Source organism: Qingshengfaniella alkalisoli (genome assembly GCF_007855645.1).
In the GTDB taxonomy this organism is placed as follows: domain Bacteria; phylum Pseudomonadota; class Alphaproteobacteria; order Rhodobacterales; family Rhodobacteraceae; genus Qingshengfaniella; species Qingshengfaniella alkalisoli.
This window is the reverse complement of record NZ_CP042261.1, coordinates 870,547-890,310: the sequence shown is the minus strand read 5'-3', so window position 1 is coordinate 890,310 and position 19,764 is coordinate 870,547. Positions and strand designations below refer to the sequence as shown.

At 59.6% G+C, this 19,764-nt stretch carries 23 protein-coding genes and 1 pseudogene; 12 read left to right on the top strand and 12 right to left on the bottom strand.

What is annotated here, in order from left to right; translation table 11 throughout:
* Positions 1 to 1,227 (bottom strand): LysM peptidoglycan-binding domain-containing protein, encoded by a 1,227-nt coding sequence (locus tag FPZ52_RS04630; RefSeq protein ID WP_168201263.1) that lies wholly within the window; start codon positions 1,225 to 1,227, stop codon positions 1 to 3.
* 101 nt (positions 1,228 to 1,328) lie between these two features.
* On the opposite strand from FPZ52_RS04630, the gene FPZ52_RS04625 reads away from it, so the two are divergent.
* Complete coding sequence (locus FPZ52_RS04625; RefSeq protein WP_146364148.1) at positions 1,329 to 1,898, top strand: LOG family protein; 570 nt, start codon at positions 1,329 to 1,331, stop codon at positions 1,896 to 1,898.
* On the opposite strand, the gene rarD is transcribed toward FPZ52_RS04625, so the two are convergent.
* Together rarD and FPZ52_RS04615 are read right to left on the bottom strand one after the other, a co-directional pair.
* Positions 1,793 to 2,761 carry an EamA family transporter RarD gene (gene rarD / locus FPZ52_RS04620; protein ID WP_146364146.1) on the bottom strand — a complete coding sequence of 323 codons (969 nt, stop codon included), beginning with the start codon at positions 2,759 to 2,761 and terminating at the stop codon, positions 1,793 to 1,795. The genes FPZ52_RS04625 and rarD overlap by 106 nt on opposite strands.
* A 160-nt stretch (positions 2,762 to 2,921) precedes the next feature.
* A complete protein-coding gene (locus FPZ52_RS04615; protein WP_146364144.1) occupies positions 2,922 to 3,386 on the bottom strand; it encodes an Lrp/AsnC family transcriptional regulator in 465 nt (154 codons plus the stop codon).
* Between the two features lie 140 nt (positions 3,387 to 3,526).
* On the opposite strand from FPZ52_RS04615, the gene cysG reads away from it, so the two are divergent.
* From cysG to infC, 7 genes and pseudogenes are all read left to right on the top strand, one after another.
* On the top strand, positions 3,527 to 4,927 hold the full coding sequence (cysG, locus tag FPZ52_RS04610) for a siroheme synthase CysG (RefSeq protein ID WP_146364142.1): 1,401 nt from the start codon (positions 3,527 to 3,529) through the stop codon (positions 4,925 to 4,927).
* A complete protein-coding gene (locus tag FPZ52_RS04605) occupies positions 4,924 to 5,229 on the top strand; it encodes a DUF2849 domain-containing protein (RefSeq protein WP_146364140.1) in 306 nt (101 codons plus the stop codon). Before cysG ends, FPZ52_RS04605 begins: the two co-directional genes overlap by 4 nt.
* A 56-nt stretch (positions 5,230 to 5,285) precedes the next feature.
* Positions 5,286 to 6,969, top strand: a pseudogene (locus FPZ52_RS04600) (nitrite/sulfite reductase).
* On the top strand, positions 6,935 to 7,714 hold the full coding sequence (locus FPZ52_RS04595) for a phosphoadenylyl-sulfate reductase (protein ID WP_146364138.1): 780 nt from the start codon (positions 6,935 to 6,937) through the stop codon (positions 7,712 to 7,714). The pseudogene FPZ52_RS04600 and the gene FPZ52_RS04595 overlap by 35 nt, the downstream one beginning before the upstream one ends.
* Positions 7,711 to 8,130 (top strand): DUF934 domain-containing protein, encoded by a 420-nt coding sequence (locus FPZ52_RS04590; RefSeq protein ID WP_146364136.1) that lies wholly within the window; start codon positions 7,711 to 7,713, stop codon positions 8,128 to 8,130. The genes FPZ52_RS04595 and FPZ52_RS04590 overlap by 4 nt, the downstream gene beginning before the upstream one ends.
* 66 nt (positions 8,131 to 8,196) lie before the next feature.
* Positions 8,197 to 9,039 (top strand): ferredoxin--NADP reductase, encoded by an 843-nt coding sequence (locus tag FPZ52_RS04585; protein ID WP_146364134.1) that lies wholly within the window; start codon positions 8,197 to 8,199, stop codon positions 9,037 to 9,039.
* Positions 9,040 to 9,288: 249 nt separating this feature from the next.
* Entirely contained in the window at positions 9,289 to 9,783 is a 495-nt protein-coding gene (gene infC, locus FPZ52_RS04580; protein WP_240804402.1) for a translation initiation factor IF-3, read from the top strand.
* Positions 9,784 to 9,833: 50 nt separating this feature from the next.
* Here infC and ureG read toward each other — a convergent pair whose 3' ends face one another.
* From ureG to FPZ52_RS04535, 9 genes are all read right to left on the bottom strand, one after another.
* Positions 9,834 to 10,445, bottom strand: a complete 612-nt coding sequence (ureG, locus tag FPZ52_RS04575; protein WP_146364130.1) for an urease accessory protein UreG — start codon at positions 10,443 to 10,445, stop codon at positions 9,834 to 9,836.
* An 18-nt stretch (positions 10,446 to 10,463) separates the two neighbouring features.
* The gene (locus FPZ52_RS04570) at positions 10,464 to 11,108 is read right to left on the bottom strand and encodes an urease accessory protein UreF (protein WP_146364128.1); all 645 of its coding nucleotides are present in this window, start codon (positions 11,106 to 11,108) and stop codon (positions 10,464 to 10,466) included.
* Positions 11,098 to 11,544, bottom strand: coding sequence for an urease accessory protein UreE (locus FPZ52_RS04565; RefSeq protein ID WP_146364126.1), 447 nt, complete (start codon positions 11,542 to 11,544; stop codon positions 11,098 to 11,100). The genes FPZ52_RS04570 and FPZ52_RS04565 overlap by 11 nt, the downstream gene beginning before the upstream one ends.
* 140 nt (positions 11,545 to 11,684) lie before the next feature.
* Entirely contained in the window at positions 11,685 to 11,891 is a 207-nt protein-coding gene (locus FPZ52_RS04560; RefSeq protein ID WP_205758606.1) for a DUF1127 domain-containing protein, read from the bottom strand.
* Between the two features lie 107 nt (positions 11,892 to 11,998).
* On the bottom strand, positions 11,999 to 13,708 hold the full coding sequence (gene ureC / locus FPZ52_RS04555) for an urease subunit alpha (RefSeq protein WP_146364122.1): 1,710 nt from the start codon (positions 13,706 to 13,708) through the stop codon (positions 11,999 to 12,001).
* Between the two features lie 5 nt (positions 13,709 to 13,713).
* Entirely contained in the window at positions 13,714 to 14,034 is a 321-nt protein-coding gene (locus FPZ52_RS04550; protein WP_146364121.1) for an antibiotic ABC transporter, read from the bottom strand.
* On the bottom strand, positions 14,031 to 14,339 hold the full coding sequence (locus FPZ52_RS04545; RefSeq protein ID WP_146364119.1) for an urease subunit beta: 309 nt from the start codon (positions 14,337 to 14,339) through the stop codon (positions 14,031 to 14,033). Before FPZ52_RS04545 ends, FPZ52_RS04550 begins: the two co-directional genes overlap by 4 nt.
* Positions 14,340 to 14,357: 18 nt before the next feature.
* Positions 14,358 to 14,660 carry an urease subunit gamma gene (locus tag FPZ52_RS04540; RefSeq protein ID WP_146364117.1) on the bottom strand — a complete coding sequence of 101 codons (303 nt, stop codon included), beginning with the start codon at positions 14,658 to 14,660 and terminating at the stop codon, positions 14,358 to 14,360.
* Between the two features lie 14 nt (positions 14,661 to 14,674).
* A complete protein-coding gene (locus tag FPZ52_RS04535) occupies positions 14,675 to 15,520 on the bottom strand; it encodes an urease accessory protein UreD (RefSeq protein WP_240804401.1) in 846 nt (281 codons plus the stop codon).
* Between the two features lie 177 nt (positions 15,521 to 15,697).
* Between FPZ52_RS04535 and pyrC the strand changes: the two genes are divergently transcribed.
* The 4 genes from pyrC to FPZ52_RS04515 all read left to right on the top strand — a co-directional run bounded on the left by pyrC (position 15,698) and on the right by FPZ52_RS04515 (position 19,697).
* Positions 15,698 to 16,738: a dihydroorotase gene (gene pyrC / locus FPZ52_RS04530; RefSeq protein ID WP_146364115.1), complete on the top strand. Its 1,041-nt coding sequence runs from the start codon at positions 15,698 to 15,700 to the stop codon at positions 16,736 to 16,738.
* A 6-nt stretch (positions 16,739 to 16,744) separates the two neighbouring features.
* Entirely contained in the window at positions 16,745 to 17,275 is a 531-nt protein-coding gene (locus FPZ52_RS04525) for a P-loop NTPase family protein (protein ID WP_146364113.1), read from the top strand.
* 5 nt (positions 17,276 to 17,280) lie between these two features.
* A complete protein-coding gene (locus FPZ52_RS04520; RefSeq protein ID WP_146364111.1) occupies positions 17,281 to 17,958 on the top strand; it encodes an orotate phosphoribosyltransferase in 678 nt (225 codons plus the stop codon).
* A gap of 248 nt (positions 17,959 to 18,206) precedes the next feature.
* Positions 18,207 to 19,697, top strand: a complete 1,491-nt coding sequence (locus FPZ52_RS04515; protein ID WP_146365656.1) for a replicative DNA helicase — start codon at positions 18,207 to 18,209, stop codon at positions 19,695 to 19,697.
* Positions 19,698 to 19,764: the final 67 nt, after the last annotated feature.

The window sequence follows — 19,764 nt, the reverse complement described above, 5'->3', positions numbered from 1 at the left end:
CTACTGGTCAATGCCGGGCAGATCAAAAATCTGTCCGGGATAGATCAGGTCAGGGTTGTTGATCTGGTCGCGATTGGCCTCGAACACCTGCACGTACTGAAGGCCTTCACCATAGCGATCTCGTGCGATACCCCATAAGGTAAAGCCCGGCTGAACGGTCACGATTTTCGCGGGTTCGGCCTGTGCCACCGCGGCGATGGTTGCCGGAGATTCACGTTTGAACGGTACGGACACCTTCGCAGGCTGGTTCGGTGCCGCGTCCACACGTTCAGCGGAAAGCGTATAGGTGCCGGCGTCAATCCCCTCGACATCCGCTTCCCAACTGCCGTCTTGCTTGGTGGAGACGCGGGCGATTTCCTCACCATCCAGGGTCAATCGAACCTCGCCGGGTTGTGATGACCGGCCGCGAAGTTCGACGGTATCTCCTTCGCCATAGGCGATAGTGTCGATCTGCATCCCGTCTGCGTCACTGACCTCCGGCGGAGCCATCAGCCTCACACCGCCGCTGTCGCTCACCAACAGCTGCGGCGCACGTCCCTGTGCATCCGGCCCGGCAGGGATCGAATCTCCAGGTGTGCTGACATCGGCGCGAACGGGGGGCTCGGCGTTCTTCGGCGTCGTGTCATCTGTTGAGGGAGACGATGGGTCCGCCACAACCTCCGCGGTTTGCACAGCGGACTCGGGCACGGGCGAGTTATCCGCCTGCTCCACCCTGGCTTCGGCCGCTGCTGACGGTGTGACGGCCCTCTCAGCCACGGACTCTTTACGCGGCGCGACGATCACATTGGCGTCCGACGTGACCAATTCGCCGTCCGTATCAAGCCCCGTGACCCATACGGAGCGTGGCTCACCCGTATCTTCGACATCCGTAAAGGCCACAAATTCACCGCCAGCGCCCGCCGTAACCTCGGTCAGTGTTTCGCCGTCAAGGATGATGCGGATCGTCTGGCCCGGTGCTGCACGGCCCGCCACCACCGTTCGCCCGTCCGGATCGACACGCACCACGTCAATGGCCGGGCGCGCGGGTTCGTCAACTGCTTCCGGCTCGGGATCAACCGGAACCGCGGTCTCTTTCAGGGGCTCGGCTGCGGGTTCCTCAACTGGCACAGCGATCTCATCTGTTCGACGGTCGTACAGCGCAATTCCGACTACGGTTGCAATCGCAACCGCAGCTACGCTACCCGCGAGGACAACCCGTGAAGACCTGGTCGGAACTGTTTTATCCATAGAAATCGCCTTGTTGGACCCGCGCATAGTGACAGGCCAATCACGCGGGTTTAACAACGGGACGGAGACCGTTCTCCCTTCAACTGTATCAGGAATGTAACATGTCAGCACCAGATTTCGCTGTTTGCGTCTATTGCGGCTCGCGTTTCGGCGCGAAAGACACCTATCGCATAGCCGCTTCCGCCCTTGGAACTGCGATTGCGACGGAAGGCTGGCAGTTGGTTTATGGCGCGGGTGATGTCGGGCTGATGGGCGAAACGGCGCGTCAGGCACAAGCGGCGGGCGGTGACACATTGGGGGTTATCCCGACACATCTTATGGCGCTGGAGGTCGGCAAGCGCGACCTGACCCGTTTCATCGTGACCGAAACGATGCATGAGCGCAAAAAGGTGATGTTCATGAATGCCCATGCGATCATCGTGCAGCCGGGCGGCGCAGGCACGCTGGACGAGTTTTTCGAGGTTTTGACCTGGAAGCAGCTTGGCCTCCATGACAAGCCAGTGATCTTGCTGAACATTGACGGGTTCTGGTCGCCATTGGTAACGGCCATCGACCAGATCATCGATCAGGGATTTGCAGAACCTTCCCTTCGGGAGAAGTTCACGGTCGTGGAGTCGACCGACGCCGCTATCGACCTGCTGCGCCGTTTTCGGAAAGCGTCGAAGGAATAGACCGCCAGCGCGACCCAGATGAGTGGAAAGGCGAGCATGTGCCATCTGGTCAAAGGCTCACCGAACACCACGGCAGCGCACAGAAACTGCAGGCTGGGGTTCAGATACTGGATCAGTCCAACGGTGGGGAGGCTAAGCCTTTGCGAGGCATAGGAAAACAAGATCAGCGGCAGCGCGGTCAACGGCCCCGACAGCGCCAAAAGCGCGCTGAGATAGGCATCCTTGCCAAACACGCCCCCAGTGACCCGCCCGTCGAGGCCCGCAAAGCCCTGCGCGTGAACGCCCCAGAGCCAGAACAGTGCGAGGGGCGACAGGACCAGCATTTCAACGGTCACGGAAACCATCGCCTCGGCACGGACGCGTTTCTTCAGCAGCCCGTAAATGCCGAAGCTGAACGCCAGCCCCAACGCGATCCATGGCACCGCCCTCACGCCCACGATCAACACCCCAACGGCCAAAGCTGCCAGCGCGACCGAAAGCCATTGCAAGCGATTCAGCCTGTCACCGAAGAAGATCATGCCAAGCAGCACGGCCACCAGCGGAAAGATGAAATAACCGAGCGAGCTTTCCAACGCCCGCGCAATCTGCACCGACAGGATGAAACCGAACCAGTTGGCCGAGATGAAAAAGGCCGCAGCAATTGTCGCCGCGCACTGCGTTCTCGCGCGGATCAGTTGGACGGCTGCAGAAAGTCTTCCCCGAACCGCAAGAATCGCGCCGAAGAAAACCAGTGACCAGATCGTACGATGCGCCAGAATTTCCAGCGGCGGCACCGGTGCGAGCAATTTATAATAAAGCGGACCTAGCCCCCAGATCAGGCAAGCGCCGATAATGGCATAAAGGCCGCGCATGGTGTCCGACATGGCGGCGCCTTTCTGCGATCCCGATGTATCCAAATCAGATGGGCTGGCGGACCGCAAGTGGGTCGCCATATCTCGGCCATGTTCGGACGCAAATGATTGGATTAACGCGCAACATATTATACGATATTTTTCAATATTATAAACGCTTAACTTAATGCGATTATTTAACCGGAAGCTGCGTCGTGAACTTGATCTCTTCCATCGACAACAATGCCGTTACGTTAAAAATCCGAACCTCGGAAATCAGCGCCTGGTAGAACACGTCATAGGCGCGGGCGTTTTCCACCCGAACCTTCAGGATGTAGTCGATTTCACCGGCCAGGCGGTGCGCTTCCAGCACCTCGGGCCGCGCGCGCAACGTCGCCAGAAACTTCTGCTGCCATTCGGCTTCGTGCTCGGAAGTGCGGATCAGGACGAAGAAGCAAGCCTCTAGCCCCAGCGCATCAGGATCCAACAAAACGGTCGTCGGACCGATCACCCCCGCTTCGCGCATTTTGCGGACCCGATTCCATACTGGCGTCTTCGAAGACCCGACTTCCTTTGCGATGTCATCCAGCGATTGCGTCGCATCACGCTGTAATTCTGCCAAAATCTTACGATCCAGGTCATCGAGGCGAACGGACATTCCATAGTCTCCCGTCATCAGGACTGGTTGCCCTCTATCAAATGGATTTCAGAACAGTTGTCCTTATCCAGAGGGAGTACCTAGCAATTTCTAGGTTGTTTGTTCTATATCAGCAAGGAAATACAAGGCGGATCGAGGTTATGCAGCATTTTCCGATCTACATCTCTTTGACGGGCGAGCGCGTCGTCGTGGCGGGCGGTACCGAAGCCGCCGTCGCAAAGCTGCGTCTTCTGATGAAGACCGAAGCCGTGCTGGAAGTCTATGCCGCGCAAGTCCACGCCGCCATCCGGGATTGGGCTGAGGCGGGCAAGCTGCGCCTGATCAGTCGCTCGGTCGAAGCGTCGGACCTGCAGGGCGCGCGTTTGGCCTATGCCGCCTTTGAAGACGAAGCGAAGGACGCCGCCTTTGCCGCGCTCGCACGTTCAAAGGGTGTCTTGGTCAACATCGTGGACAACCTGCACGACAGCCAGTTCATTACGCCTGCGATTGTGGATCGCGATCCTGTGACCGTCGCCATCGGTACGGAAGGTGCCGCGCCCGTTCTGGCCCGCGCGATAAAGGCCGATCTGGAAGAACGCCTGCCCTACCGCCTCGGTTTGCTGGCACGTGTCGGCAAGGCCTTTCGCAACCGTGCCGATGTGCTGCCGATGGGACGCAATCGCCGCGATTTCTGGCGGGATTACTATTTTGGCAAAGGCGAGCGGCAGACCGCACAGGCAAACCCGCTGTCGATCGAAAACGAACTTGAGCACCTGCTCCAAAAACATCTTGATGCGCCCGAACGCGAAGGGCGCGTGGATTTTGTAGGGGCCGGCCCCGGCGACCCGGAGCTTCTTACACTGAAAGCCCGCCGCCTGATCGACGAAGCCGATGTGATCTTGCATGACAGCCTCGTTCCACTGGAAATTCTCGAATTGGCCCGGCGCGAGGCATTGATTATCGAAACCGGTAAGCGCGGTTACGGCAAATCTATCGCACAGGACGACATCCACAGCTTGATGATCGAACATGCCGCAGACGGCGCGCAGATCGTCCGGCTGAAAGGTGGCGATCCGTCTGTCTTTGCGCGCCTGGATGAAGAAATAGACGCGCTGGATGCCGCGGGCATTGCCTGGTCCGTCACGCCGGGGATCACCTCTGCCTCTGCCGCTGCTGCCAGTTCCGGTGCCAGCCTGACCCGCCGGGGCCGCAACACTGGGCTGCGCCTGCTGACCGCTCATGACACCGAGGGCTTTGCGGATCATGACTGGCAAGCGCTGGCGCGCGAAGGCGAAGTCACCGCCCTATACATGGCCAAGAAAGGCGCGCGTTTCGTTCAGGGCCGCCTGCTGATGCATGGTGCCAAACCGCAGATGCCCGTCACCATCGTTGAAAACGCGTCCCGCCCGGACGAGCGCCGGATCGTCACGGATCTGTCAAATCTGGCAACCGATCTTGACACATTGTCGTTGGACGGCCCTGCCATATTGCTATTGGGGCTCAGCCCAAGGACGAGCTCTGAGACACTGACACACCCCACCCGCGAGGAGATCGCGCTATGAGCCGCCGATTCACGCCCAAAGTCGTCACCGCAAATGACCTTCTCGAAGGCGATGTCATCTATCTGACCGAAGATGATCGCTGGTCGCGCAATCATTCCGAGGCCGAATTGATCGAGGACGAGGCCCATGCCGATATCCGCCTCATCTTTGCCTCCAAGCAGGCCAACAAGGTGGTCGGCCCCTATCTGGCCGACGCCCGCCCCGGTCCCAACGGACCCGAACCCGTGCATTTCCGAGAGGAATTCCGCACGCGCGGCCCGTCGAACTATTACCACGGCAAGCAAGCCGAACCCGCAAACTGATCCCATCACACACGTAAGCCCCAGACCGTCCATCGGGACAAGTTGGAGACCCACGCATGTACACATACAACGAGTTTGACGAAGCCTTTGTCAGGAACCGCGTCGCGCAGTTCAGCCAGCAGGTGGAGCGGCGCATCGACGGTTCCCTGACCGAGGACGAGTTCAAGCCGCTGCGGCTGATGAACGGGCTATACCTGCAGCTTCACGCCTATATGCTGCGCGTGGCGATCCCGTACGGTACGCTCAACAGCGCCAAGATGCGCCAGTTGGCCTATATCGCGGACACGTGGGACAAGGGCTACGGCCATTTCACGACGCGGCAGAACATCCAGTACAACTGGCCCAAGCTGCCCGATGTGCCCAAGATGCTGGATGCGCTGGCCGATGTCGGGATGCATGCGATCCAGACCAGCGGCAACTGCGTGCGCAACGTGACGTCGGACCATTTCGCGGGTGCCGCGCGGGACGAGATCGAAGATCCGCGCCCCGTTGCCGAATTGCTGCGCCAGTGGTCCACCGATCACCCTGAATTCCAGTTCCTGCCCCGCAAGTTCAAGATCGCGATCACGGGCAGCCCCAATGACCGTGCCGTGACCCGCAGCCACGACATCGGCCTGCGCATGGTGCGTGACGGCGTGGGAGATCCGGGATTCGAGGTGCTTGTGGGCGGCGGCCTGGGCCGGACGCCGGTGATTGGGCAAGATCATCCGGGACTTCCTGCCGAAAGCCGATCTGCTGCCCTATGTCGAAGCGATCCTGAGCGTCTACAACTCCTTTGGCCGCCGCGACAACAAGTACAAGGCGCGAATCAAGATCACGGTCAATGAAACCGGATTGGATGAATTCCGTGATCTGGTCGAGGCGCGTTTCGAGGAACTTCGTTCGCAATTCTCTGGTGTCGATCAGGAAATCCTGCAAGACATCGAAGCGCAATTTGCCCCGCCCGCCTACAAGAATGAAGGCATAGAACCATTTCAGGCGGCATATGATGCCGACCCGGTTTTCCGCTCCTGGGCGGATACGAACCTGACGGACCACAAGGTCGACAGCTATGCGATCGTGTCGATCTCGCTGAAGGCGCATGGCAAGACGCCGGGTGATGCGAGTGCCGACCAGATGCGGATCATGGCTGACTTGGCCCGGAAATACGGCCATGACGAGCTGCGCATCAGCCATGAACAGAACGTCATCCTGCCGCATGTACACCGCGCCGATCTGCCCGCGCTGCATGATGCGCTGAAGGATGCAGGGCTGGCCACGGCGAATATCGGACTGGCATCGGACATCATCGCCTGCCCCGGCATGGATTATTGCGCGCTGGCAACAGCACGTTCGATCCCCGTTGCACAGAAAATCGCGGAACGCGTGGACGAGTTGAAGATCGAACATGATCTGGGTGCGCTGAAGATCAAGATCTCGGGCTGCATCAACGCCTGCGGTCACCACCATGTGGGCCATATCGGCATTCTCGGGCTGGATCGTGCGGGCGTGGAAAACTACCAGATCACGCTGGGCGGCGACGGGACCGAAACCGCGGCACTGGGCGAACGGACCGGGCCGGGCTTTGCCTATGACGAGATCGTGCCAGCGATCGAACGGATCATGCTGGCCTATCTGGAACTGCGCGAAGACGAGACCGAAACCTTCCTCGAGGCCTATCGCCGGGTCGGCATGGACCCGTTCAAGGCGGTTCTCTACCCCGATAATGAAAAAGCAGGGGGAAGTGCCCGTGCCGCTTGAAGCCCCTCTCGATCCGGTGACGGAGCGAGTGGCGCATCTCAACGAACGGTATCGCCACCATTCAGCGACATCGGTCCTTGAGCGCGCGCTATCCGATCCGCAGGTCGGCAGCACGGCATTGGTTTCCAGCTTTGGCGCGGAATCCGTCGTGTTGCTGCACATGGTTTCGGTGATCGACAAGACGACGCCGGTGCTGTTCGTCGATACCCAGATGCTGTTTGAAGAAACGCTGGCCTACCAGGCGGAGGTTGCCGAGAAACTCGGCCTGTCGGGCGTGCGTCGTATCCAGCCCTGCGAGACGGATCTGTTTCGTGAAGACCATGACGGGACGCTGCACAAGGTCAATCAGGATGCCTGCTGCGACCTGCGCAAGACGCGCCCGCTTGAACGTGGCCTTGCACCCTTTGACGCGTGGATCACGGGCCGCAAGCGGTTCCAGTCCGGTACGCGCGCGGCGCTGGAATTCTTCGAGGCCGATGGCGACCGACGGATCAAGGTCAACCCGCTGGCGCATTGGGCCCCGCAAGACGTTCAGGACTACATGGTAAACAACCGCCTACCTCGTCACCCACTGGTGGCGCAGGGCTATCCCTCTATCGGCTGCGCCCCCTGCACCACACCCGTGAAGCCCGGCGAAGATCCCCGTGCGGGCCGCTGGCGCGGTGCTGACAAGGAAGAGTGCGGCATTCATTTCGTTAACGGCAAGGTCGTGCGCGGCCCACTGCCCAAAGGAGACGTGGCATGAGCGTCATCGTAACCGACACAGGATTCGCGCAGGACGACTGGAAAGGTGACTTCGTCACGTTGGCGGAACTGCGAGACGGCGTCGCACGGGACGGCAAGGCCCTGTCGCTGTCATCCGCTTCTGACCCGAACGCGCTGCCCACGGCCCTGAACGACTTTCCGCTGATCCGCGTGGAGTTTCCGTCCTTCGCGGACGGGCGCGGCTTCACCATCGGTCGCCAGCTTCGCAGCCTTGGCTATGAAGGCCGGCTGCGCGCCGTCGGACATGTTCTGGCCGATCAATACGGCATGGCGCGGCGCGTCGGATTTGACGAGGTCGAAATCTCGGACGAGTTGGCAGCGCGGCAACCAGAGGATCAGTGGAAATTCCGCGCCAACTGGGTCGCTCATCACTATCAAGCCCGACTACGCGCCTGACAGGCATTTCAATTTCAGCGAAACACGACTAGATGAGGACCAGAACCCGAGTTCTGGATGAATTGTATGAACGAGCAAACTGCAGTGAAAGAAGCCGCCCCCGCCCAAACCCGCCTGCCCGACGCGCAGACGGTGACCGAGGTGCAGCACTACACCGACCGCCTGTTCCGCTTTCGCGTGACGCGGCCGCAATCGCTGCGCTTCCGTTCAGGCGAATTCGTGATGATCGGGCTGATGGGCGATCCCGATCCGAAAACCGGACGCCAGAAGCCGCTGCTGCGCGCCTATTCGATTGCATCGCCGTCCTGGGACGAGGAACTGGAATTCTATTCCATCAAGGTACCGGATGGACCGCTGACGTCGAAGCTGCAGAACATCAAGGTCGGCGACGAGATCATTCTGCGACCGAAACCCGTCGGCACGTTGGTTCATGACGCGCTGCTGCCTGGCAAACGCCTTTGGTTCTTCTCCACCGGCACCGGGATTGCGCCCTTTGCATCGCTGATACGTGAACCGCAGACTTATGAAGACTATGACGAGATCATCCTGACCCATACCTGCCGGGACGTGGCAGAGTTGAAATACGGTGCCGACCTTGTCGAAAGCATCAAGCAGGATGAATTGCTGCAGGAACTGATCGGCGACGGGCTGAACAAGCTGCGCTATTATCCGACCACCACCCGTGAAGAGAGCCCGCGCATGGGGCGCATCACGGAGCTGCTGAAAGACGGGACGGTGTTTAGCGATCTGGGCATCGACGGAATCAGCAAGGAAACCGACCGCGCAATGGTCTGTGGATCCATTGGCTTGAACAACGATCTGAAAGAGATTCTCGAAGGTTACGGACTGAGCGAAGGCGCAAATTCCGAACCCGCCGAATACGTGGTCGAGAAGGCCTTTGTTGGTTGATCCTAATACAATATGAACCGGCGGCCCCCTGTCCGCCGGCGCTTTTTGTCTGCATTCGGCGAATGCTGGCACTTTTCCGGAGATTTCGCGTTCGGAATCGAATTTTGTGCTAGCATTTCCGCACGTTTCAGTGTTGAAAGCCCGCCCATCGAGGCATAGATTTTCGAAACTCAGTTAACGACAGAAGGAACTTGCGACATAGCCCGCAGACCCCATAACGCCCCGCCCACTCGTGACACCGGCCCCCGTGTGAATGAAAAAGTTCGTGCGCAGGAGATCAGGCTTATCGGTCCCGAGGGTGAAAATGTAGGCGTGACCACCCCTGCTCGCGCATTGGAACTGGCCCAGAGAGTCGGTCTTGATCTCGTTGAGATTTCTCCGAACGCAAATCCACCGGTCTGCAAGATCATGGATTTCGGGAAATACAAATACGAGCAACAGAAGCGGGAAAGCGAAGCTCGCAAGAAGCAAAAGACCATCGAGGTCAAAGAGGTGAAATTCCGTCCCAACACGGACACCCATGACTACGATGTGAAAATGCGCAATGTCGTGAAGTTTCTGGAGAATGGCGACAAGGTCAAGGTCACCCTGCGTTTTCGTGGCCGGGAAATGGCCCACCAGAATCTCGGCCGCGAATTGCTGGAACGGGTGGCCGAAGACGTCAAGGAATTGGGCAAGGTTGAAAACATGCCCAAGATGGAAGGTCGCCAGATGGTCATGATGATCGGCCCTATCGCGAAGTAATCACTTCGAAAGTGAATTCTAAGGCCCGGTTTTCCGGGCCTTTTTCATGTTTAAAGGCCACCTTCGCGGATGATGAAATCCACGACGTCCTGAACGCCACGCTCATTGCGCAGCTCAGCCATCACAAAAGGCCGCGTACCCCGCGCAGCCGCGGCATCAGACCGCATCATGTCCACGTCGACGCCGACATAGGGGGCAAGGTCGGTTTTGTTGATTACCAGCAGATCCGACTTGGAAACCCCCGGCCCCTTTTTGCGCGGGATGTCCTGTCCGGCGGCCGTATCGATCAGGTAGATGGTCATGTCGGCCAACTCGGGGCTATAGGTCGCGGCCAGATTGTCCCCGCCGCTTTCAATCAAGATCACTTCGAGATCGTCGAAACGGGATTTCAGTTCTTCGATTGCTGCCAGGTTGATCGACACGTCCTCGCGGATCGCCGTGTGCGGACAACCACCAGTTTCGACACCCATGATACGATCCGACGGCAACGCCTGTGCGCGGGTCAGAAATTCGGCATCCTCGCGGGTGTAGATATCATTGGTGATCACGGCGACCGAATAATCAGCCGACATCGCGCGGCACAGCTTCTCGGTCAGTGTCGTTTTGCCGACACCGACAGGTCCGCCGATACCGATACGCAAGGGGCCATGGGTCGATGGCATTGGGTCTTCCTTCTTTGGTCAGGTCAGAAACAGCCGCACGGGCTGTGTTTCATGCTGGATGCTGGCCAAATCGCTGAGGAGCACACAGCTTCCCAGGTCATCCAGCGTGCCTTGGGCGCAGTGTACCGCCGTTTGGGAAATGTCAGCGCGCAGTGCAAACAGCACTTGCTGGCCTGCCGTTTGACCAAGAGGCACGATCCGAACCGCGATCGTCACGAGGTTGCTGATGAAAGCCTGCAGATACAGCGCAACCACCTGCTCGGTTTCGACCGCAAGGTTCCGTGCCTGCAGCCCGACCGCCACGGGCAGAGGTGTCTCGGCAATCTTGGTCCCCAAAATGTCATTGGTCAGGCGCAGAAAGGCACGACCCTGGTCGAGGGTCTCTGTCAGGCGTTCCTTGCTGGCGGCCAGGGCTCGTGCCGTCGAGATCAGCTCCGCGACCTCACAATCACCCCGATGCGCCATAGCCAAGATCACGCCATCATTGAACGCGGCCCCGTTGCGCAGTGTGCTACGCAGCCAGCTCCGCAGATCCTCGGCGTCAGACACCGCGCCCGCATCGACCTGCCAGTCCAGACCGTGCGAATAGGCGAAGCTGCCAATGGGAAAGCCTGGCGACAGCCATTGCGTTAGTGTCAGCAGGTCTTCGGAATCAGTGCTCATGCGAATGGGTGCGGCCGTGGCCGTAAGCCCCGCCCTCGGGCGTAAAAGGCTGCGTCACATGCGTGACCTCGGCCCCCAATTTCTGAAGCATCTGTTCCAAAACATGATCATCGCGGATCAGCAGGTGATCGGCTTCTATCTGGCATGGCGTGTGACGGTTGCCGATATGCCAAGCCAGACGCGTGATGTGCCCACGCACCAGAAGCAACGGCTCCGGCGCGGCGACAACGACCACCTCGCGCCCATCATCCAGAACGATATGGTTGCCTTCATCGAGGCTGACCGTTTCCGGCAAATCCAGAATGAAGCTGATTCCACCTGCCGTTGTCAGTCGCTTGCGTCGCAGGAAACGTGCTTCATAATCGAGTTCGATCCGATCGAAGGCTTCAGAATGCGAATGCGGCTTGATCACGCTCGCGCGTGGGGTATCCGTCATGCTCGTCGTGTCATTGCTCATGGCGGCAATTTACGCCGCGCGGCGTCACGCACAAGCCGACAAACCTCTATTCGGGCGGCGAGCGCACGAAAGATAGAAAGGTGCCTATGATTTAATCACACAGGCACCTCCATCGAATTTCAGATATACGCGTGGTTGCGCGCGACATAGGACGGAATGTCCGAGCGCGACAGGCCCAGTTTTTTCAAGTCAGCATCATTCAAAGATGACAACCGTTTGATTTCGCTGCTGATCTGCCCTGCATCCATGACAGCCTGCGCCCAGTTCACCAGACCGCCGCCGATCGATTTCAGAATGTTCATCATGGCACCCTCGTGCAATTTCACGTTTGCGCCTCCCTGACACAAACATGCACGCTGCGGCGCGGCATGAGTAGTCATAACTCGGAAACCCCGCTATGCGCCCAGCGAAACGCCGTACGCATAGCCACGGGTCAGAACATGAAATAACGTTGCGCCATTGGCAGTTCTTTTGCGGGCTCGCAGGTCAGCAGTTCACCATTCGCGCGCACCTCATAGGTTTCGGGGTTAACCTCGATTTCGGGCAGCGTGTCATTCAGAACCATGTCGCGTTTGCCGATATTGCGGGTGTTTTCTACCGCCAGGGTCTGCTTGGCCAGCCCAAGCCGCTTTCCAACACCATCTTTCTGGGCGGCTTCACTGACGAAGATCACCGCCGAATTTTCAACGGACCGCCCGAACGCCCCGAACATGGGACGCGAATAGACCGGCTGCGGCGTCGGGATCGACGCGTTTGGATCCCCCATCTGGGCGCAGGCAATCGTGCCGCCCAGCAGGACCATCTCGGGCTTCACACCGAAAAATGCAGGGTTCCACAGCACCAGATCGGCACGCTTGCCGACCTCGATCGACCCGATATGCTTCGACACGCCATGTGCAATTGCCGGGTTGATCGTGTACTTGGCGATGAAGCGCCGCACGCGCAGGTTGTCGTTCTCGCCGGTTTCGTCAGCCAGACGCCCCCGTTGAACCTTCATCTTATGCGCGGTCTGCCATGTGCGGATGATCACCTCACCCACGCGGCCCATCGCCTGACTGTCGGATGCAATGATGGAGAACGCGCCCATATCGTGCAAGATGTCCTCGGCCGCGATGGTTTCGCGCCTGATACGGCTTTCGGCAAAGGCCACGTCTTCGGGAATTGCCTTGTCGAGGTGATGACAGACCATAAGCATGTCGAGATGCTCTTCAATCGTGTTCACCGTATAGGGCCGCGTGGGGTTCGTGGAACTGGGCAGGACGTGATTCTCGCCGACAACCCGGATGATGTCAGGAGCATGTCCGCCACCCGCCCCTTCAGTATGGAACGCGTGGATGGTCCGGCCTTTCATCGCCGCGATGGTGTTTTCCACGAACCCCGACTCGTTCAGCGTGTCGGTGTGGATCATGACTTGCACGTCCATGTCATCGGCCACCGACAGGCAACAATCGATGGCGGCGGGTGTCGTTCCCCAATCCTCATGCAGTTTCAGCGCACAAGCACCGCCCCGCACCTGTTCTTCCAGCGCGGCGGGAAGCGAGGCGTTGCCCTTCCCGGCAAAAGCCAGGTTCATCGGAAACGCGTCCGCCGATTGCAGCATTCGCCCCATATGCCATGGCCCCGGCGTACAGGTCGTGGCGAGCGTGCCATGCGCGGGCCCCGTGCCGCCTCCCAGCATCGTGGTCAGTCCCGAATGCAACGCATCTTCGATCTGTTGCGGGCAGATGTAATGAATGTGGCTATCGAACCCGCCTGCGGTCAGGATACGGCCTTCGCCAGCGATGATCTCGGTGCCCGGCCCGATGATGATATCGACGCCTGGTTGCGTATCGGGGTTGCCCGCCTTGCCTATGGCCGCGATCCCGCCGTCCTTCAGCCCAACGTCGGCTTTGTAGATGCCGCTGTGATCGACGATCAACGCATTGGTGACGACCGTATCCATCGCCCCCTCCGCGCGTGTCACCTGGGACTGCCCCATCCCGTCACGAATGACCTTGCCGCCGCCAAACTTGACCTCGTCACCATAGGTGGTCAGGTCACGCTCGACCTCGATGATCAGGTCCGTGTCGGCAAGACGGAGCTTGTCGCCGGTGGTAGGTCCATACATATCCGCATAGGCGGCACGTGAAATCGAAACTGGCATTGAGGTTACTTTCTTTTCGGGCCGCAGCGCGACAGGCGGCGGACATTCCCGGCAGTCCGGCTGGAATATGGTTTCAGGGCAACGGCTGCGGTCCGGGTCGCGCTGGCCCCGTCAAATGCGGCCCGCTGCGCAGCGGCAACGGCGCGCATGTAGGCATCGACCTTTTCGGTGAACATGCGCGGCTGTTCCGATGATGCCACGGACCAGAGACCGGCCATCCCCATCAGCCGCATCCAGATCACGGCCTGCGCCTCGGCCATCATCCACGATGTCTGCACCGCCAGCGACCAGAGATCGAATGGACTTGTTCTGCGGCAGTACGTCATGTCAGATCACCCATCACATGGCCGTTGAACCCGAACACCCGCCGGTTGCCCGTCAGGTCGATCAGGCGCACCTCGCGAGTCTGGCCCGGCTCGAACCGCACGGCCGTTCCGGCTGCAATGTCGAGCCGCTTGCCCATGGCCGCATCGCGATCAAAGTCCAGCGCGGCGTTGGTTTCCGCAAAATGGTAATGGCTTCCGACCTGCACCGGACGGTCGCCCGTGTTCGCTACGATAATTGTCGTGACCTCAGCACCGTCGTTCAGGGTGATCTCACCGTCGGCAGGGAAATACTCTCCGGGTATCATGGTGTTACACGTCCTTCTTCAACGGATTGGATGGTGCACGGTCACCAGCTTGGTGCCATCGGGAAACGTCGCTTCCACCTGAACATCGTGGATCATGTCCGGGATGCCATCCATGCATTGATCCGCAGTGATGACATGAGCGCCCGCCTCCATCAGATCGGCAACGCTGCGGCCTTCGCGGGCGCCTTCGACCACGTAATCGGTGATCAGGGCGATGGCTTCGGGGTGGTTCAGCTTCACACCGCGTTCCAGCCGTCCACGCGCCACCATGGCCGCAACGCTCACCAGCAGCTTGTCTTTTTCTCGGGGAGTCAGGTTCATCGTGTTTTCAGGTCCTAGAGTTGCCAGACGCGCGGAAGAGTCCTTCCGCCTAGTTCTTCAATAATCCGCACGGTCATTTGTCGCATGGGCCAGGCATCATTCGCGACGGCGCGGACAACCAGCTTTCCATCCCATGCACTCGCAGCCGCCATTACCCCATCGTGAGGCGTGTCCAGAACGCGGCGGACCTGCGATAGCCTGTCTTCCGCATTCGGCGCGACGAACGCGATGGTTGATAAAACGCGATGAAACCCAAGCCCGGCGGCAGATCCCCGGTCGGCAAGATCTTCATCGGTGATCCGTAAAATATCGATCAAGGCCGGAACCCCGTCACGACGAATGTCTCGCCGGTCGACAAAATCGACATGTGCCAGATCTTCGCCCATCGCGGCGCGACCCAACACGACCGTCTCGATCGTCAAGAAACTTGACGTTGGCGAAAGATCGACGCGGGTGGAGCGATGCAAGCCGGAGCGTTCAAAAAGAATGGTTTCCTGCGGCAACCAGAACAGCATCGCGCCCTTGTCTGCCACGAGCGAAACATCCATTCGCGCGGTGCCCGAGACGCCGGCATAGGCGCGTTCGGCGGTCTGTGTGGTCGCGACGAGCCGCCCGCCAGCCGCGACATCTACTGCATACTCCAGGCGGTCACCATCGGTCAGACCACCTGCGGTATTCAGGAAAACCACTTCCGGCCAATCGCGGTGAACACGTGGCAGTAAGGCCTTGGCCGACCCGGATTGATGCAGGTTTTTCAATACTGTGCGCCCGGCGCGTTGGGCCATACCCACGACCGCACGGCCGCGCACCCTTTGGTGCATCACGTCAGTTATATCTCCCTGCCGGGACGTATCGAGCATTTGGGCTCCTGTTGTTCGGGCTCACGCTATCAATCGCTGCGCGCGGGCCGCAACAGCATCTCCCCCATGATTGCACCCCAAGCGCACAGAATTTCGCGCAATGCCTGTTTATTTGGCATCTCTCGACGGCATGATGCCTCTGGCGCGTCATATCTGTTTTCGTGTAGTCCCACTGCCATGACCCAGACCCTGACGATCCGCCGCCCCGACGACTGGCACCTGCATCTGCGCGATGGCGCGGTGCTGCGTGCGGTCCTTCCCGAAACCGCACGCCATTTCGGGCGCGCCATCATCATGCCGAACCTCGTGCCGCCGGTCGTGACCGCGACCGACGCCGAAGGCTATCGCGACCGCATCATGGCCGCCCTGCCCGATGGCGCGGATTTCCGCCCCCTGATGACGTTGTATCTTACCGAAGATACCGACCCCGCCGATGTGGCCGCAGCCAGCGAAAGCGGGTTGATCAGCGCGGTCAAGCTGTATCCCGCAGGTGCCACGACCAATTCCGCATCGGGCGTGCGCGACTTCGACAAGGTGCAGGGTGTTCTTGAAAAAATGGCCGAGATCGGCTTGCCGCTCTGTGTCCATGGCGAAGTGACGGATGCGGAGATCGACATCTTCGACCGTGAAGCCGTGTTCATCGACCGCATACTCGACCCGCTGCGGACCCGCGTTCCGGAACTGAAAGTCGTAATGGAGCACATCACGACGAGTAACGGTGTAGACTATGCCAAATCGCAGCCGGAGGGTTCGATCGGCGCAACGATCACGACGCATCATCTGATCATAGACCGCAACCACATCCTCGTGGGTGGAATCAAGCCGCACTACTACTGCCTGCCAGTGGCCAAGCGTGCGGCGCATCGTGACGCGTTGATCAAGGCGGCGACGTCGGGTGACCCGCGATTCTTCCTTGGGACCGACAGCGCGCCGCACACCGATCCCAACAAGGAAAGCGCCTGCGGCTGCGCCGGGATATTCACCGCCACCAATACCATGTCCTGCCTGGCCGCAGTGTTCGAGCAAGCGGGCGCCATGGACAGGCTGGAAGGTTTCGCCAGCCTGAACGGTCCCGCTTTCTACGGTCTGCCCGCGAATGACGCGACCATCACCCTGACAAAGGGCGATGCGGTCAGCTACCCCGACAAGATCGACACCGAAGACGGCCCCATCACCGTCTTCGATCCCGGCTTCCCGTTGCACTGGCGGGTAAGCTGATCAACCATGCCCACAGGGTTACTTCTCATCAATGGGCCATGCGGCGTCGGCAAATCATCACTTGCCGCCGCCCTCGGCAAATTGCTTGAGCAGCAGGAAATCGCGCACGCGCAAATCGACCTTGATGCCTTGACGCAGTTTTACCCGCGTGACGCATCAGACCCGTTTGCCGCGATCTTCGCTGCGAGCCAGCTTCGTGCTTTGCAGCCCGGCTACGCGTCGCTCGGGATTGAGGTCTTCATCGTTGCGCGGGTTTGCGAAACCCAGGAGGATATTGATCGTATCCAGTTGGCACTCAAGGCAGATCACGTAACGCATGTCATGCTTTTGGCCGATGACATGACAATCGCGAGCCGACTTGCAATGCGCGAGACAGGTGAAACGCTGAACTGGCATGTGGCACGCGCGGCCGAACTTGTCGGCATTCTCCACTCCGCTCCGGACCCCGACCTGTCCCTGGACACAAATGATCGGCCACCCGAAGAACTGGCACAAATCGTGCTCCGCGACACACCCTTGCTCCAACTCGAAAGATAGATCCGATGCTGCCCACTTCCTTCCCCCCGAAAGACGAAATCGCCCGGCTGACCGCGCGGATGCTGTTGGAAATCAAGGCGGTACATTTCAATGCGGCGGAACCCTATACGCTGGCCTCCGGCCTGCCATCTCCGACCTATATCGACTGCCGCAAGTTGATCTCCTACCCGCGCATCCGGTCTACATTGATGGATTTTCTGACCTGCACCGTGATGCGTGACGCCGGCTTTGAAGCCTTCACCAACATCGCTGGCGGCGAAACGGCTGGCATTCCCTTTGCCGCGATGGTCGCGGAACGCATGGACCTGCCGATGACCTATGTGCGCAAGAAGCCCAAAGGCTACGGCCGCAACGCACGGATCGAAGGTGTGATGGACGAATCGGACCGGGTTCTTCTGGTCGAGGATCTGACCACGGATGGCGGGTCCAAGCTGAGCTTCGTGGATGCCATCCGCAACACCGGCGCAAGCTGCGGTCACACGGCGGTGATCTTCTATTACGGCATCTTCCCGGAGACGGAAAAGACGCTGGGCGATCACGGCGTGAAGCTGCATTCGCTGTGCACGTGGCATGACGTTCTGGCGGAGGCCAAGGCGAGCGAGGCCTTCGATGGCGAAACTTTGTCCGAAGTTGAGACCTTCCTGAACGCGCCGCGTGAATGGCAAGAGGCGCGACAGGGATGAACGACTCACAGACAAGGCCGGAAGGTAACCGCCAAATGAATTATTTCGCTCGGCGAAGCCTTGCTTGTGCAGCGATATCTTGACGTGATGGGGGTCTGTCCCGCAAGATGAGGTAGGCAGAACCGAGCAAAATTTACCCACAGGTTACCCACAGGGATATCCCGATTGCCTTGCATGTGCCCGACAGCGTATCAGCCGTGGTCATATAAAAAAGGCAGGGTCCGAGCGGGGAGGCAGGCATGAATGACATGACAGGCATGGCGGTAGCGTCTTCGGCAACACGTCCCGGCGTTGACGAGGGGACGCTACCGCACTCCATCGAAGCAGAGCAGCAGCTTCTGGGTGCGTTGCTGACCAACGACCAGATCTACGACCGTATCGCACCGGTTGTGAATCCTACGCATTTCTATGACCCGGTGCATGCGCGAATCTTCGAGGTCGCCGCCAGCAGGATTGCCAAGAACGCGCTGGTCACCCCGGTCACGCTTGCAAGCTTTCTCGAAGATGACGAAGGGCTGAAAGAACTTGGCGGCGCATCCTACCTGGTGAAACTCGCCGGCGCGGCAATCTCGACCTTCGCGGCGAAGGACTATGCGCAACTCATTTATGACATGGCGATCCGGCGCGAACTGATCGGGCTGGGCCGTGACATTGCGGATCGCGCGGGCAAGGTCGATGTCGAAAGCGAGCCGCGCGACCAGATCGTCGAAGCCGAGCAGAAGCTTTACAAATTGTCCGAGCAAGGCAAGACGGATAGCGGGTTCCAGTCCTTCCTGCGGGCCGTGACAGATGCTGTTTATGTTGCCAACGCCGCCTATCAGCGTGACGGCGGGCTTGCGGGGGTCTCCACGGGGCTGGAAGACCTGGACAAGAAGCTGGGCGGATTGCACCGTTCCGACCTTCTGATCCTGGCGGGACGCCCGTCGATGGGTAAGACTTCGCTTGCCACGAATATCGCATTCAATATCGCCAAGAGCTACAGGAAGGGCATGCTGCCTGACGGGACCGAAGGCACCGTCAACGGCGGCGTCGTGGGCTTTTACAGCCTGGAAATGTCGGCCGAGCAACTGGCCGCGCGGGTTCTGTCGGAAGCCGCTGAAGTTCCATCGGAGCAGATCCGGCGCGGCGACATGACCGAAGGAGAATTCCGCCGGTTTGTCGAGGCCGCCAAAACGCTGGAATCCTGTCCGCTGTTCATTGACGACACCCCCGCCCTGCCCATCAGCCAGCTGGCCGCCCGCGCACGTCGCCTGAAGCGGACGCATGGGTTGGATGCGCTCTTCGTGGACTATCTGCAGCTTGTGCGCCCCGCGACCGCAAAGGACAGCCGTGTGAACGAGGTGTCCGAGATCACGCAGGGCCTGAAGGCCATCGCCAAGGAGTTGGATATTCCGGTGGTCGCGCTGTCGCAGTTGTCGCGCCAAGTCGAAAACCGCGACGACAAACGACCGCAACTGTCGGACCTGCGTGAATCGGGCTCGATCGAGCAGGACGCCGACGTCGTGATGTTCGTTTACCGTGAAGAGTACTACAAGGAACGCGAGAAGCCGGGCGACGACAAGCTGGAAGAAATGGCGAAGTGGCAGGAAGCCATGGAACGTGTCCACGGCAAGGCCGAGGTTGTCATCGGCAAGCAGCGTCACGGGCCGATCGGAACCGTAGAACTAAGCTTCGAAGGTCGTTTTACTCGCTTTGGCAACCTTGTGAAAGGCTATCAGCAAGGCAGCGACAGTTTCTAGAATTGGGCCAGTCAACAGACTGGCCCTTTCACGATAACCTATGGTCTCTCCAGATATTCGATAAAGA